Source organism: Variovorax fucosicus (genome assembly GCF_030316825.1).
GTDB classification, from domain to species: domain Bacteria; phylum Pseudomonadota; class Gammaproteobacteria; order Burkholderiales; family Burkholderiaceae_C; genus Variovorax; species Variovorax fucosicus.
In genome coordinates this window covers 177,666-192,736 of record NZ_JASZYU010000003.1, presented here as the reverse complement: position 1 = coordinate 192,736, position 15,071 = coordinate 177,666, and the positions used below count along the sequence as shown (strand labels likewise).

The following is a 15,071-nucleotide window of genomic DNA, read 5'->3' as shown; positions in this document are numbered from 1 at the left end:
CCCCTCGAAAGCCCGCTTCGGCGGGCTTTTTCATGCGTCGAGCTGCGCCCAGGCCTTGTCGAGCCGCTTGACGCTCACCGGCTGCGGCGTACGCAGTTCCTGCGCGAAGAAGCTCACGCGCAGTTCCTCCAGCAACCACCGGAACTCCAGCATGCGGTCGTCGACCGCGCCCTTGCGTTCGGCCACCAGGCGCCAGTAGCGCTGCTCCTGCGGACGCAGTTCGGCCAGCTTGGCCGTATCGCGCGCGGCATCGGCGCGCAGCTTGTCGAGCCGCAGCACGATGGCCTTGAGATAGCGCGCGAAGTGCTGCAGCTGCGGCCAGGGCGTTTCGGCGATAAAACGCTTGCCGACCAACCGCTGCAATTGCTGCGAGGCGTCCTGCACCGATTCCGGCTGCAGCCTGGTGTCCTTGATCTTGCGCACCGCGGCCGCGTAGTCGACGAGGATCACGCTGGCCAGCCGCGCGACCTCGTTGGCGATCAGCGTGAGCCGGCCGCGCCCTTCCTCGATGCGGCGCTTGAATGCGAACTCGTCGGTGGGCAACGGCTCCTGCAGGAACGCCCGGTCCAGCGCCACATCGATGATCTGCGCGCGCAGCTCTTCCACCGTGCCGAGCGGCATGAAGGCCACGGCCATCTTCTGCAGGTCGGGGATGTTCTTCTCGAGGTACTTGAGCGCATCCTTGAGCTGCAGCGCGACCAGACGACGCAGCCCGGCGCGGTGCTTGGCCGCCGCGACGGCCGGCTCGTCGAACACCTCGATGGTCACGCCATCGGGATGCCCGTCGTTCACCAGTGCGGGAAAGCCGACCAGCGACTGCGCGCCGCGCCGCACTTCCATCAGCTCCGGCAGCTCGCCGAAGGTCCAGGCCACGTAGCGTTGCCCGGCCGGCAACGAGGGCTCCGCCGCCGCGTTCTTGACAGCAGCCTGCGCGCGTCCTGCGGGCGCAGCGGCCGCTTTCTGTTCCGGATCCGGGGTCTTCTTGACATTGAGCCCCGCCAGCGCCTGGAACGCGCCGCGCGCCTGCGCCCCGAGTTCGGCCTTGAGTGCACCGAGGTTGCGCCCCATCCCGAGTTGGCGGCCATGCTCGTCGACCACGCGCAGGTTCATGAACAGATGCGGCGGCAGCATGTCGAGCTTGAAGTCGGCACGCTTCACATCGAGGCTCGTGAGGTCGCGCACGCGCTTGAGCAGCGCGTCCGTCAGCGATCCGGCGCCGAAAGCCTCGGGCGTCGACATCGCCTCGGCCAGCTTCGAGGCCGACTCCGGCAACGGCACCAGACGCGAGCGCGGCCGCTGCGGCAGGCTCTTGAGCAGCGCCTGCAACTTGTCCTTGAGCATGCCGGTGACCAACCACTCGCTGCGCTCCTCGCTGACCTGGTTCAGCACGAACAGCGGCACTGTCACCGTCAGGCCATCGCGCGCGTCGCCAGGCTCGTGCAGATAGGTCGCCGCGCAATCGACGCCACCCAGGCGGAGGGTCGGCGGGAACGAATCGGTCGTGATGCCGGCGGCCTGGTGCCGCATGAGCTCATCGCGCGTCAGGAACAGCAGGCGCGGCTCGGTATGCGAACGCTCCTTGTACCAATGCTCGAACGATGCACCGCTGGCCACATCTGGCGGGAGTTGCGCGTCGTAGAACGCATAGATCAGCTCGTCGTCGACCAGCACGTCCTGCCGGCGCGACTTGTGCTCGAGGCCCTCCACCTCCTTCACCAGCTTGCGGTTGGCGGCCAGGAACGGGTACTTGCTGTCCCACTGCCCACCCACCAGCGCTTCGCGAATGAAGATCTCGCGCGCCGCGACCGGGTCGACCCGGGTGAAGTCGACACGCCGCCCGCTGTAGACCACCAGGCCATACAAGGTGGCGCGCTCCAGCGCCGTGACCTGCGCGCCCTTCTTCTCCCAGTGCGGATCGAGCAGCTGCTTCTTGAGCAGATGGCCCGCCACCTGCTCGAGCCACTGCGGCTCGATGTTGGCGATGCCGCGGCCGAACAGGCGCGTGGTCTCGACCAGCTCGGCCACCACGATCCAGCGGCCCGGCTTCTTCTTCAGGTGCGCGCCCGGATGGCGGTAGAACTTGATGCCGCGCGCGCCGAGATAAGCTTCGTCATCCTCCAGTTTCCAGCCGATGTTGCCGAGCAGGCCGGCCAGCATCGACAGATGCAGCTGCTCGTAGTTCGCGGGCTGCGTATTGATCTTCCACTTGTGCTCTGTCACGACCGTGAGCAGTTGCGAATGGATGTCGCGCCATTCGCGCACGCGGCGGATGTTGACGAAGTTCTGGCGCAGCAACTGCTCATATTGCCGGTTGGTGAGCTTGTGCGTGTCGCCATGGCCGCCGCGCGCGGCATGGATCCACTTCCAGAGTTGCAGGTAGCCGCTGAACTCGCTCTTCTCGTCGTCGAACCTGGCATGCGCCTGGTCGGCCTGTTGCTGCGCGTCCATCGGGCGGTCGCGCACGTCCTGCACGCTGAGTGCCGACGCAATCACCAGCACCTCTTCGAGCGCGCTGCGCGACCGCGCCTCCAGGATCATGCGACCCACGCGCGGGTCGAGCGGCAGCCGCGCGAGTTCGCCGCCGATGGCCGTGAGCTCGTTCGCGTCGTCGACCGCGCCCAATTCGTTGAGCAACTGGTAGCCGTCGGCAATGGCGCGCGGCGACGGCGCCTCGAGGAACGGAAAACGCGACACGTCGCCCAGGCGCAGCGACTTCATGCGCAGGATCACGCCGGCGAGCGACGAGCGCAGGATCTCGGGGTCGGTAAAGCGTGGTCGCCCCGCAAAGTCTTTTTCGTCGTAGAGCCGGATGCAGATGCCGTTGGCCACGCGGCCACAGCGGCCGGCGCGCTGGTTCGCCGCCGCCTGGCTGATCGGCTCGACCAGCAACTGCTCGACCTTGCTGCGGAAGCTGTAGCGCTTGACCCGTGCCGTGCCGGCATCGATCACATAGCGCGTGCCGGGCACGGTGAGCGAGGTTTCGGCCACGTTGGTGGCCAGCACGATGCGGCGACCGGTATGGCCTTCGAAGATGCGATCCTGCTCGGCCGGCGACAGCCTTGCGAACAGCGGCAACACTTCGGCGCCGCGGTACAGCGGCTGGTGCGCAAGGTGCTTGCGCAGGTGGTCGGCCGCCTCGCGGATCTCCCGCTCGCCGGGCAGAAACACCAGGATGTCGCCCGCGTTGTGCGGATCGCGCCAGAGTTCGTCGACACCGTCGGCGATCGCATTGTTGAGGTCGTATTCGCGCGATTCCTCGAACGGCCGCCAGCGCTGTTCCACCGGGAAGGTGCGGCCCGACACGTAGATGATCGGCGCAGGACCGCTCCTCGATGCGAAATGCGTCGCAAAGCGGTCGGCATCGATGGTCGCCGAGGTCACGATCACCTTCAGGTCCGGCCGGCGCGGCAGGATCTCTCGCAGGTAGCCCAGCAGGAAGTCGATGTTCAGCGAGCGCTCGTGGGCCTCGTCGATGATGAGGGTGTCGTAGGCCTTGAGCAGCGGGTCGGTCTGCGTCTCGGCCAGCAGGATGCCGTCGGTCATGAGCTTGACCGAGGCGTCGCGGCCGAGGCGATCCTGGAAGCGCACCTTGAAGCCGACCACCTCGCCGAGCGGCGTCTTCAGCTCCTCGGCAATGCGCTTGGCCACCGAGCTCGCGGCGATGCGGCGCGGCTGGGTGTGGCCGATCAGCTTGCCCTTGCCGAGTTCGGCATTGAGCTTGCCGCGCCCTAGCTGCAGCACGATCTTCGGCAACTGCGTGGTCTTGCCCGAGCCGGTTTCGCCGCACACGATCACCACCTGGTTGTTCGCGATGGCGGTGGCGATCTCGTCGCGCCGGGCCGACACCGGCAGGGCTTCTGGGAACTCGATTCGAAGGGGGGACAAGGACAAGGCCGTCAGTTCAGGGAAAATCGTCGATTATCTTGCGCCCGACATCCCTGCCCTCCTCACCCCTGCCAATGTCCACCGTCTTCAATTTCACCTTCGTCCCCTGGTTCCGCTCGGTGGCGCCCTACATCCACACGCACCGGGGCAAGACTTTCGTGGTCGGGCTGGCGGGCGAGGCGATCGCCGCCGGCAAGTTGCAGAACATCGCGCAGGATCTGGCGCTGATCCAGTCGATGGGCGTGAAGATCGTCCTGGTGCATGGCTTTCGCCCGCAGGTCAACGAGCAGTTGCGCGCCAAGGGCCACGAGGCGCGCTATTCGCACGGGATGCGCATCACCGACGAGGTTGCGCTCGATTCGGCCCAGGAAGCCGCGGGCCAGCTGCGCTACGAGATCGAGGCCGCGTTCAGCCAGGGCCTGCCGAACACGCCGATGGCCGGCTCCACGGTGCGCATCATCTCGGGCAACTTCATCACGGCACGGCCAGTGGGCGTGCTCGACGGGGTCGACTTCAAGCATTCGGGGCTGGTGCGCAAGGTCGACAGCGCAGGCATCCGCCGCACGCTCGACTTCGGCGCGATGGTGCTGATTTCGCCGTTCGGCTTCTCCCCCACCGGCGAGGCCTTCAACCTCACGATGGAAGAGGTGGCCACCAGCGTCGCGATCTCGATCCAGGCCGACAAGCTGCTCTTCCTGACCGAGATCCCCGGCATTCCGCTCGACACCAGCCTGCCGGTGAGCGAAGACAACCCGATCGACACCGAACTGCCGCTGGCTGCCGCCGAGAAATTGCTGGCCAAGCTGGCACCGGCGCAACGCCCGACCGACAGCGCCTTTTACCTGCAGCACTGCGTCAAGGCCTGCAAGGGCGGCGTCGAACGCAACCACATCCTGCCGTTCGCGGTCGACGGCGCGCTGCTGCTCGAGGTGTACGTGCACGACGGCATCGGCACCATGGTGATCGACGAAAAGCTCGAGTCGCTGCGCGAAGCCACGGCCGACGACATCGGCGGCATCCTGCAACTGATCGAGCCTTTCGAGCGCGACGGCACGCTGGTCAAGCGCGACCGCACCGAGATCGAGCGCGACGTCGGCCACTACACGGTCATCGAGCACGACGGCGTGATCTTCGGCTGTGCCGCGCTCTATCCCTACCCCGAGGCGCGCACCGCCGAGATGGCGGCCCTGACGGTGTCGCCCAACGTGCAGTCGCAGGGCGACGGCGAGCGCATCCTCAAGCGCGTCGAGCAGCGCGCAAAGGGGATGGGCCTCGAGAGCATCTTCGTGCTGACAACGCGCACCATGCACTGGTTCATCAAGCGCGGCTTCGTGCAGGTGGATCCAGAATGGCTGCCCGAGGCGCGCAAGCGCAAGTACAACTGGGACCGCAAAAGCCAGGTTCTCGTCAAGAAACTCTGATCCGCACGAAAGGCCGGTGCCCATGACGTTCACGACCGCCCTCCTGTTCTCGATCGTCGCGCTGGCCGCCATCGCCACGCCCGGGCCGACCGTGCTGCTGGCCCTGAGCAACGGCTCGCGCCACGGCGTGCGCGGCGCGCTGCCGGGCATGCTGGGCGCGGCGCTGTCTGATTTCGTGCTGGTCGGCGCGGTGGCGCTCGGCCTGGGCGCATTGCTCGCGGCGTCGGAGTTCTGGTTCTCGATGCTCAAGTGGGCGGGTGCTCTCTACCTTGCATGGCTCGGCATCCGGATGCTGCGCTCGCGCGGCGGTTTCGATGTGCCTGTGGCGGGCCCGGGCGGCGGTGGACGACGTACCGGCCGGCAGGTCTTTTTCAAGTCCTTCCTGGTCGCGGTGACCAACCCGAAGGGCTATCTGTTCTGCTCGGCACTGCTGCCGCAGTTCATCGATCCGGCAGTGGCGCAGACGCCGCAGTACATCGCCATCGCGTTGTTGTTCGCGTCACTGGACGTGGCCGTGATGTGCATCTACGCATTTGTCGGCGCCCGCGCCATGCGCCTGCTCACCGCATCGGCCACGCGCTGGCTCGATCGCACCTGCGGCGCCATGCTGCTGGCGCTGGCCGCATCGCTGGCCTTCTATCGCCGCGGCAACGCCTGAACGGGCGCGCGAGCGCTTCGGCCCTGCGGGCCGTCCCCGATAATCGCGGGCATGAATCCCCTGCTCGCCAGACTGCAGCCCTACCCGTTCGAGCGGCTCAAGCAGCTTTTTGCAGGCGTCACACCGGACGCCGCGTTCCCGCCCATCAGCCTTGGCATCGGCGAACCCAAGCACCCCACGCCGCAGTTCATCAAGGATGCGCTCACCGAAGGCCTTGGTGCGCTGGCCATGTACCCCGCAACGGCAGGCACCCCCGCATTGCGCGCCGCCTTCACCGGGTGGCTGCAGCGACGCTATGGACTGGCGCTGGATCCGGCGACCCAGGTGCTGCCGGTCAATGGCTCGCGCGAGGCGCTGTTTGCATTGGCCCAAACGGTGGTGGACGCGAGCGCCAGGCCTGGCCCGGTGGTCGTCTCGCCCAATCCGTTCTATCAAATCTACGAGGGCGCGGCGCTGCTGGCCGGCGCCGAAGTGCACTACGCGCCCAGCCTGGCCGAGCGCAACTTCGCGGTAGATTGGGACAGCGTGCCGGAAGAGGTCTGGGCCCGCACCCAACTCGTGTTCGTCTGCTCGCCCGGCAACCCGACCGGCGCGGTGATGCCGCTGGACGAGTGGCGCAAGCTGTTCGCGCTGTCGGATCGGCACGGCTTCGTGATCGCGGCCGACGAGTGCTACAGCGAGATCTATTTCCGCGACGAGCCGCCGCTCGGCGGCCTCGAAGCGGCCGACAAACTGGGGCGCCACGACTTCAGGAACCTGATCGCCCTGACATCTTTGTCAAAGCGCAGCAACGTGCCGGGGCTGCGCAGCGGCTTCGTCGCGGGGGATGCGGCCATCATCAAGCGCTTTCTGCTCTACCGCACCTACCACGGCAGTGCCATGAGCGGCAGCGTGGCGGCCGCCAGCATCGCGGCCTGGAACGATGAAGCCCATGTCGTGGAGAACCGCGCGCTGTACCGGGCCAAGTTCGCCGCGGTCACGCCGATGCTCGAGGCCGTGCTGGACGTGGCCCTGCCCGACGCCAGCTTCTACCTGTGGGCCGGCATTCCAGCCGCCTGGAACGGGGACGACGAGGCTTTCGCCCGCGCCCTGTACGCTCAATACAATGTGACGGTTTTGCCCGGAAGCTACCTGGCACGCGATTCGCAAGGTCGCAACCCGGGCCGTGGGCGGATTCGCATGGCCCTGGTGGCCGACACCGCCGAGTGCGTCGAGGCCGCCGGGCGCATCGTTCAGTTTATCCAAAGAGACCTTTCTTCATGACCCAACAACTCCAGCAGACCATCGACGCCGCGTGGGAAGACCGCGCCAACCTTTCCGCCACCCAGGCGCCCAAGGAAGTGCTCGAAGCTGTCGAACACGTCATCGCCGAGCTCAACAACGGCCACCTGCGCGTGGCCACGCGCGAGAGCGTCGGCCAGTGGACGGTGCACCAGTGGATCAAGAAGGCCGTGCTGCTGTCGTTCCGCCTGAAGGACAACGAGCAGATGCAGGCCGGCTCGCTCGGCTTCTACGACAAGGTGCCGACCAAGTTCTCGCACCTGTCGGCCAGCGAGCTCAAGGAAGCCGGCGTGCGCATCGTGCCGCCCGCCGTGGCGCGCCGCGGCAGCTACATCGCCAAGGGCGCGATCCTGATGCCCAGCTACGTGAACATCGGCGCCTACGTCGGCGAAGGCACCATGGTCGACACCTGGGCCACGGTGGGCTCGTGCGCGCAGATCGGCGCCAATGTGCACCTTTCGGGCGGCGTCGGCATCGGCGGCGTGCTGGAGCCGCTGCAGGCCGGCCCGACCATCATCGAGGACAACTGCTTCATCGGCGCGCGCTCCGAAGTGGTCGAAGGCGTGGTCGTCGAAGAGAACTCGGTGCTGTCGATGGGCGTGTTCATCGGCCAGAGCACCCCTATCTACGACCGTGCCACCGACAGCGTGAGCTACGGCCGCGTGCCCGCCGGCTCGGTGGTGGTGAGCGGCAGCCTGCCGAAGCCCGGCGGCAAGTACAACATGTACGCTGCGATCATCGTCAAGAAGGTCGACGCCAAGACGCGCTCGACCACCTCGCTGAACGACCTGCTGCGCGACTGATCCTTTTCTTTTCTACAACCCGCCGGAGGAGTCCCGATGACCGGAACGATGGAGCGAATTCTTCGCCTGATGGCCGAACGCAAAGCGTCGGACATCTACCTCTCGGCGCACTCGCCGGCCCTGATCCGCATCAACGGGACCTGCCTGCCGATCAACGCGCAGATCCTGCCACCCGATGCGCCGCTGCACCTGCTGGCGGAGGTGGTGCATGAGAGCCGCATCGCCGAGCTCGAACGCATGGGCGAGCTCAACATGGCCATTGCGCTCGAAGGCGCGGGCAACTACCGGATCAGCGCGATGCGCCAGCGCGGCACCTACGCCGTGGTGGTGCGCCACATTGCGTCGGTGATCCCGACCTTTGACGACCTGAACCTGCCCGAGATCCTGAAGACGCTGATCATGGAAAAGCGCGGGCTGATCCTGATGGTGGGCGCCACCGGTGCTGGCAAGACCACCACGCTGGCCTCGATGCTCGACTACCGCAACGAAAACGCCAGCGGCCACATCCTGACGGTCGAGGAGCCGATCGAGTTCACCTACACCAACAAGAAATCGATGGTGAACCAGCGCGACGTGGGCAGCGACACGCAATCGCTGCAGATTGCGCTGAAGAACGCGTTGCGCCAGGCACCCGACGTGATCCAGATCGGCGAAATCCGCGACCGCGAGACCATGACGGCCGCCATCGCCTACGCGCAATCGGGCCACCTCTGCGTGGCCACGCTGCATGCCAACAACAGCCACCGTGCGCTGAACCGCATCTTGAGCTTCTACCCGGTCGAGGTGCGCGCCACGCTGCTGGGCGACCTCGGCAGCGCGTTGCGAGCGATCGTGGCGCAGCGCCTGCTGCGCACGCCGACCGGCAACCGGGTGCCCGCGCTCGAAGTCCTGCTGAACACCGCGCTCGTGGCCGAGTTCATCGAAAAGGGTGACTTCTCGGCAGTAAAGGAAGCCATGGAGCAGTCGATGGCCGAAGGCTCGCAGACCTTCGAGGAAGACATCGCACGCCTGATCAACGACGACGTGGTCACGCGGGCCGAAGGCCTGCTGCAAGCCGACTCGCCGACCAACCTGATGTGGCGCCTGCAGAACCGCAACAAGCCCGCGGCGAAAGCGGAAGAGCGCAGCCTGATGGACCAGGTCGAAGAGCCGACCTTCACCGACATCACACTGGATGTGAAGTTCTAAGCCCCTCGCCTCCCTCATGTCCCGAACGCTGCATCTTGCCGAACAACTGATCTCGCGCCCCTCTGTCACACCCGACGACGGGGGCTGCCAGCAGATTCTCGGCGAGCGGCTGGCACGGCTGGGCTTCGCACTGGAAACCATCGAAAGCGGGCCGGCCGATTTCCGGGTCACGAACCTCTGGGCCAAACGGGCTGCGGCGACCGCGCATGGCGCCACCCGAACCATCGCGTTCGCCGGCCACACGGACGTGGTGCCTACCGGCCCCCTCGCGCAATGGACGAGCCATCCGTTCACGCCCACCCACCGCGGCGGCCTGCTCTATGGCCGGGGCGCCTGCGACATGAAGACCTCGCTTGCCGCCTTCGTCGTGGCCATCGAGGAGTTCCTGGCCGCCACGCCCGACCCGCGCCTGTCGATCGCGCTGCTGCTCACGAGCGACGAAGAGGGCCCGGGTATCGACGGCACCGTCGTGGTCTGCAACACGCTGGCCGCACGCGGCGACGTGGTCGACTTCTGCATCGTGGGTGAACCGACCTCGGTCGAACGCTGCGGCGACATGATCAAGAACGGGCGCCGCGGCACCATGAGCGGAAAGCTCACGATGAACGGCGTGCAGGGCCACATCGCCTACCCGCACCTTGCGAAGAACCCGGTGCACGCGTTCGCGCCGGCGTTGGCCGAGCTGGTGGCGATCAACGCAGCCGGCGGCTGGGACGCCGGCAACGCGTACTTCCAGCCGACCAGCTGGCAGATCAGCAACTTCCACGCGGGCACCGGCGCCAGCAACGTGATTCCGGGTGCTGCGGTGATCGACTTCAACTTCCGCTTTTCGACCGAATCGACGCCCGAGTCGCTACAGCAGCGCGTGCAGGCCGTGCTCGATGCCCATGGCCTCGACTACACGCTCGCCTGGACGGTCGGTGGCCTGCCCTTTCTGACCCCGCCCGGCGAGCTGGTGGCGGCCGTTCAGGCCGCGATCCACGACGAGACCGGCATCACCACCGAACTCTCGACCAGCGGCGGCACCAGCGACGCACGCTTCATCGCGAAAATCTGCAAGCAGGTGGTCGAACTGGGCCCGGTCAACGCGAGCATCCACAAGATCGACGAGCACATCGCCGTCGATGCGATCGAGCCGCTCAAGAACATCTACCGCCGCACGCTGGAACGACTCGAGCGGTCGCTGGCCTGATGGGCACCGTCATCGAATTGATCGAGGCCGGCGCGAAGCAGCTGGCCGAGGCCGGCGTGGCCTTCGGGCACGGCACCGACAACGCCTTCGACGAGGCAGCGTGGCTCGTGCTGTGGCAGCTCAAGCTGCCCGTCGATGACCTGGACTCGGTGGCCGAGCGGGTGGTGGCGCCTGCCGATGCCGCGCGGGTCGCCACACTTTTGACGGCACGCATCGAAACCCGCAAGCCCGCGGCCTACCTCACCAAGGAGGCCTGGCTGCAGGGCGTTCCCTTCTACGTCGACGAGCGCGCGATCGTGCCGCGCAGCTTCATCGCCGAGTTGCTGGTCGATGGCAGCATCGACTACTGGCTCGGCGAGCACACACAGCAGGTGCTCGATCTCTGCACCGGCAACGGCAGCCTCGCGGTGCTGGCGGCGATGACCTACCCGGACGTTCGCGTGACGGCGGCGGACATCTCCACGTCGGCGCTCGAGGTCGCGGCCATCAACGTCACGCGGCATGGGCTCGACGCGCGCATCACGCTGGTCGAATCCGATGGCCTCGCTGCACTGCCGGGCCCATACGACCTGATCCTGTGCAATCCGCCCTACGTCAATGCAGGCAGCATGGCCGCCTTGCCAGCCGAATACCGCGCCGAGCCCGAACTGGCGCTGGCCGGAGGCACTGACGGCATGGACTTCATCCGCGCCCTGCTCGCGGCGGCGCCTGCAACCATGAGCGAGCGCGCGGTGCTGGTGCTCGAGATCGGCAACGAACGGGAGCATTTCGAATCGGCCTTCCCAAGTCTCGAAGCCGTCTGGCTCGAAACATCGGCCGGCGACGACCAGGTGCTGCTGCTGACGCGCGAGACGCTGATGCGGGACTTGCACTAGCCACGGCCCCAGGCACCCCGCGCGGGCAGCGAACCCTCCTGACGACCCATGCGCCCCCTCCTCGACCTCTCATTGCCGCGCACGCTGGACGCGTGGGTGGACGAGTTGCGGGCGGCGCAAGCGCCCGGCGTCGTGGTCGACGGTTGGCTGTTCGAGGGGCTTGCCGCGCGCCGCGCCGCCGAGCAGCGTCTGCGCGCGACGGGCGTCGAGGCAAGTTTGCACAGCGCCTACAAGCCGCTGGTGCATCACTTTCTGGAACAGGTCGACACTGCCGGGCTGGCGCAGGTGACGGTGCACTACCCGGTGCATCCGCATGCATCGCCGCGCCGCTTCGCGCTCGAGGCCTATCCGCTGGTGTCGATGGTCGGTGGCGCCGCGCTGGTGCTGGCGCCGAAGCCGGTGGACGACGCGCCGCCCTGCTACCAGGTCGACCTGCGTTGGCACGACGGGCGGCTGCGTACCGACGCGGTGTTCGCGCCGAACCGCGTGCACACCGACCACCTCGGCGAAACGCTGCTGTCCCCGACCGGCTGGTTGCGCGTGCGCAAGGGCAATGACGTCGTGGCCGATGGCGCGCGCGAGTCCGACTATGAAGCGCTGTTCCGGCATGCGATGGCCTTCCTTCAGAGCCATCCCTGGCCCGACACCGAGCCCTACTTCGAGCGGCTCGACATCCGCGTCGACTTTCCCGGCATCGCATTGGAATCACCACTCGAAGCCGGATGGATCAACAGCCACGAGGCGCTGCACGAAGACCTTTACTTCTCGCTGCTCGAGGTGTTCCAGCGCCGCAGCGGCCGGGCCACCGGCGACCGCCGCCTCCAACCGGGACAGATCGTGCCGGATGTGCGGCCCAGCGAAGGTGCGGTGCGTCTGCGCATCGCGCTCACCCCCCATGGTTCGCCAACCCGCTGCGACCCCGCGCCTGCCGACAACGGGCCACTGGCCCTGGCCGGTGCGCCGCTCTCCCTCGCACGCACGGCGAGCGAACTGGCGCGCATTCCCGGCCAGCGCTTCGAAACCGCGACCCGGCAGGGTCGTGTGGTGCGCGGTGTCTACCATCCCGGCGACGGGCCGGCACTGCTGATCAGCGGCGCGCAGCACGCGAACGAAACCTCGGGCGTGGTTGGCGCGCTGCGCGCCGCGCAGCAGCTCGCACAGCGACCCGGCGCGCACTTCGCGTTGATCCCGCTCGAGAACCCCGACGGCTATGCGCTGCACCGCGAGTTGTGCGCCCACGCACCGTGCCACATGCACCATGCGGCGCGCTACACCGCGCTCGGCGACGATCTCGAGTACCGCGACCAGCCGCCGTACTACGAACGCGAGGCGCGCCAACAGGCGCTGGCGCTCTCGGGCGCGCAACTGCACGTCAACCTGCATGGCTATCCGGCACATGAGTGGACACGGCCACTGACCGGCTACATTCCGCGCGGATTTGAACTCTGGACGGTGCCCAAGGGCTTTTTTCTGATCGTCCGGTACCACACAGGCTGGGAGGCACGCGCCAGCATGTTGGCCGAGCATGTCTGCCGGCAACTGGCTCTGCGGCCGGCCCTGATGGCCTTCAACGCCGCACAGCGTGCAAGTTACAATGCCCACGCCGGCGATCTTCCGTTCGAAGTCATCCATGGCACGGCCTGCATGATCAGCGAGGTCAACCGTCCGGGCTCTCCCGCCCTGACCTTGATCACCGAGTTTCCTGACGAAACGATCTACGGCGACCCCTTCATTCTTGCCCACGACACCCAGGCCGCGACGGTACTGGCCGCAGTCGAAGCCCTGGGCCTTATTGCGCCGAGTCCATGATCACTCTCAAAAATGTCGTCCTGCGTCGCAGCGCCAAGAAGCTGCTCGACGGCGCGACCGTCACCCTCAACCCCGGTGAAAAAGTCGGCCTGGTCGGGCGCAACGGCGCCGGCAAGTCGACCCTGTTCGCGCTCTTCAACGGCACGCTGCACGAAGACGGCGGCGACTTCTACATCCCCAAGCAGTGGCGCATGGCGCAGGTGGCGCAGGACATGCCCGAGACCGAAGAATCGGCCACCGACTTCGTGGTGGGCGGAGACACCCGGCTGGTCGGCTTGCGCACCACGCTCGCCGCCATCGAAGCCGCGTACGAAGCCGATCCCGAGGACGCCGACATCGGCATGGAGCTGGCCCACGCCTACACCGACCTGGCCGATGCCGGCGAGCACGACGCGGTGCCGCGCGCGCAGGCGCTGATTCTGGGCCTCGGCTTCAAGTCGCACGAGCTCGACGGGCCGGTCAACAGTTTTTCCGGCGGCTGGCGCATGCGCCTGCAACTGGCCCGAGCGCTGATGTGCCCGAGCGACCTCCTGCTGCTCGACGAACCCACCAACCATCTGGACCTGGACGCGCTGGTCTGGCTCGAAGCTTGGCTTCAGAAGTACGCCGGCACCATGATCGTGATCAGCCATGACCGCGAGTTCCTGGACGCGGTGACCGACGTCACGCTGCACATCGCGAACGCGCAGCTCACGCGCTACGGCGGCAACTACAGCGCCTTCGAAACGCTGCGCGCCGAGCAGATGGCACTGCAGCAAACGGCCTTCGCCAAGCAGCAAGACAAGATCGCCCACCTGCAGAAATTCATCGACCGCTTCAAGGCCAAGGCCAGCAAGGCCAAACAGGCGCAAAGCCGTGTCAAGGCGCTGGAGCGCATGGAAAAGGTCGCGCCGCTGCTGGCCGAGGCCGACTTCACCTTCGAATTCAAGGAGCCCGGCAACATCCCGAATCCGATGCTGTCGATCACCGGCGCGAGCTTCGGCTACCAGGTCGAAGACGAGGCACCCAAGACTATCCTGACCGGCGTGAGCCGCTCGGTGCAGGGTGGCCAGCGCATCGGGATCCTGGGCGCCAACGGCCAGGGCAAGTCGACGCTGGTGAAGACCATCGCGCGCGAGATGGGCGCGCTGGCCGGCACCGTGACCGAGGGCAAGGGCCTCAACATCGGCTACTTTGCGCAGCAGGAGCTCGACGTGCTGCGCCCGCAGGACAACCCCCTGGAGCACATGGTGCGCATGGCGCGCGAACTGGGCAGCGCCGTCAAGGAAAGCACCGGCGAGCAGGCGCTGCGCGGTTTCCTGGGCAGCTTCAATTTCAGCGGCGACATGGTCAAGCAACCGGTCGGCACCATGAGCGGCGGCGAGAAGGCGCGGCTGGTGCTGGCCATGATGGTCTGGCAGCGCCCCAACCTGCTGCTGCTCGACGAACCCACCAACCATCTGGATCTGGCAACGCGCGAAGCGCTGGCCGTGGCACTCAACGAGTTCGAGGGCACGCTGATGCTGGTGAGCCATGACCGCGCGCTGCTGCGCTCGGTGTGCGACGAGTTCTGGCTTGTCGGCCGCGGCGTGGTCACCGATTTCGACGGTGACCTCGACGACTACCAGCGCTACCTGCTGGACGAGGCCAAGCGGATGCGCGAGGAGGCGAAGGAAGCCTCCCGCTCGGCCGCAGCGGTTGCGGCGGCGCCGGCCGCGCCTGCAGCCCGATCGGATGTGCAGCAGCGCGGCGAACAGCAAAAACCGCTGAAACGCGAGATCGCGCAGATCGATGCGCGCCTTGCAGCGGCCAGCGCCGACAAGACCGCGCTCGAGGCCCGCCTGGCCGGGTCGCTGGCACCCGCCGAGATGGCCGAGGCCGGCAAGCGGCTCAAGGCGCTCAACGCCGAGATCGCCACGCTGGAAGAGCGCTGGCTGGCGCTGTCGGATCAACTCGAAGCGCTCGCCAGCTGAGCCTGCT

At 67.1% G+C, this 15,071-nt stretch carries 10 protein-coding genes; 9 read left to right on the top strand and 1 reads right to left on the bottom strand.

From position 1 onward, the window contains the following. Positions 1-30: 30 nt before the first annotated feature. Positions 31-3,891, bottom strand: a complete 3,861-nt coding sequence (gene hrpA, locus QTI05_RS18505; protein WP_286620154.1) for an ATP-dependent RNA helicase HrpA — start codon at positions 3,889-3,891, stop codon at positions 31-33. A gap of 68 nt (positions 3,892-3,959) precedes the next feature. On the opposite strand from hrpA, the gene argA reads away from it, so the two are divergent. Genes argA through QTI05_RS18460 form a run of 9 tightly spaced genes read left to right on the top strand, consistent with a single transcriptional unit; the run spans position 3,960 to position 15,064 of the window. After that, positions 3,960-5,306: an amino-acid N-acetyltransferase gene (argA, locus tag QTI05_RS18500; RefSeq protein WP_286620153.1), complete on the top strand. Its 1,347-nt coding sequence runs from the start codon at positions 3,960-3,962 to the stop codon at positions 5,304-5,306. 22 nt (positions 5,307-5,328) lie between these two features. Then, complete coding sequence (locus QTI05_RS18495; protein WP_286620152.1) at positions 5,329-5,964, top strand: LysE family translocator; 636 nt, start codon at positions 5,329-5,331, stop codon at positions 5,962-5,964. A 51-nt stretch (positions 5,965-6,015) separates the two neighbouring features. Then, positions 6,016-7,227: a succinyldiaminopimelate transaminase gene (gene dapC, locus QTI05_RS18490; RefSeq protein ID WP_286620151.1), complete on the top strand. Its 1,212-nt coding sequence runs from the start codon at positions 6,016-6,018 to the stop codon at positions 7,225-7,227. After that, complete coding sequence (dapD, locus tag QTI05_RS18485; RefSeq protein WP_286543912.1) at positions 7,224-8,048, top strand: 2,3,4,5-tetrahydropyridine-2,6-dicarboxylate N-succinyltransferase; 825 nt, start codon at positions 7,224-7,226, stop codon at positions 8,046-8,048. Before dapC ends, dapD begins: the two co-directional genes overlap by 4 nt. A gap of 36 nt (positions 8,049-8,084) precedes the next feature. Beyond that, positions 8,085-9,236 carry a PilT/PilU family type 4a pilus ATPase gene (locus QTI05_RS18480; RefSeq protein ID WP_286620149.1) on the top strand — a complete coding sequence of 384 codons (1,152 nt, stop codon included), beginning with the start codon at positions 8,085-8,087 and terminating at the stop codon, positions 9,234-9,236. A 16-nt stretch (positions 9,237-9,252) separates the two neighbouring features. Further along, on the top strand, positions 9,253-10,428 hold the full coding sequence (dapE, locus tag QTI05_RS18475) for a succinyl-diaminopimelate desuccinylase (RefSeq protein WP_286620147.1): 1,176 nt from the start codon (positions 9,253-9,255) through the stop codon (positions 10,426-10,428). Beyond that, entirely contained in the window at positions 10,428-11,303 is an 876-nt protein-coding gene (gene prmB / locus QTI05_RS18470; RefSeq protein ID WP_286620145.1) for a 50S ribosomal protein L3 N(5)-glutamine methyltransferase, read from the top strand. Before dapE ends, prmB begins: the two co-directional genes overlap by 1 nt. Positions 11,304-11,351: 48 nt before the next feature. After that, positions 11,352-13,112, top strand: a complete 1,761-nt coding sequence (locus QTI05_RS18465; protein WP_286620143.1) for a M14 family metallopeptidase — start codon at positions 11,352-11,354, stop codon at positions 13,110-13,112. Next, complete coding sequence (locus QTI05_RS18460; protein ID WP_286620141.1) at positions 13,109-15,064, top strand: ABC-F family ATP-binding cassette domain-containing protein; 1,956 nt, start codon at positions 13,109-13,111, stop codon at positions 15,062-15,064. Before QTI05_RS18465 ends, QTI05_RS18460 begins: the two co-directional genes overlap by 4 nt. Positions 15,065-15,071 lie beyond the last annotated feature (7 nt).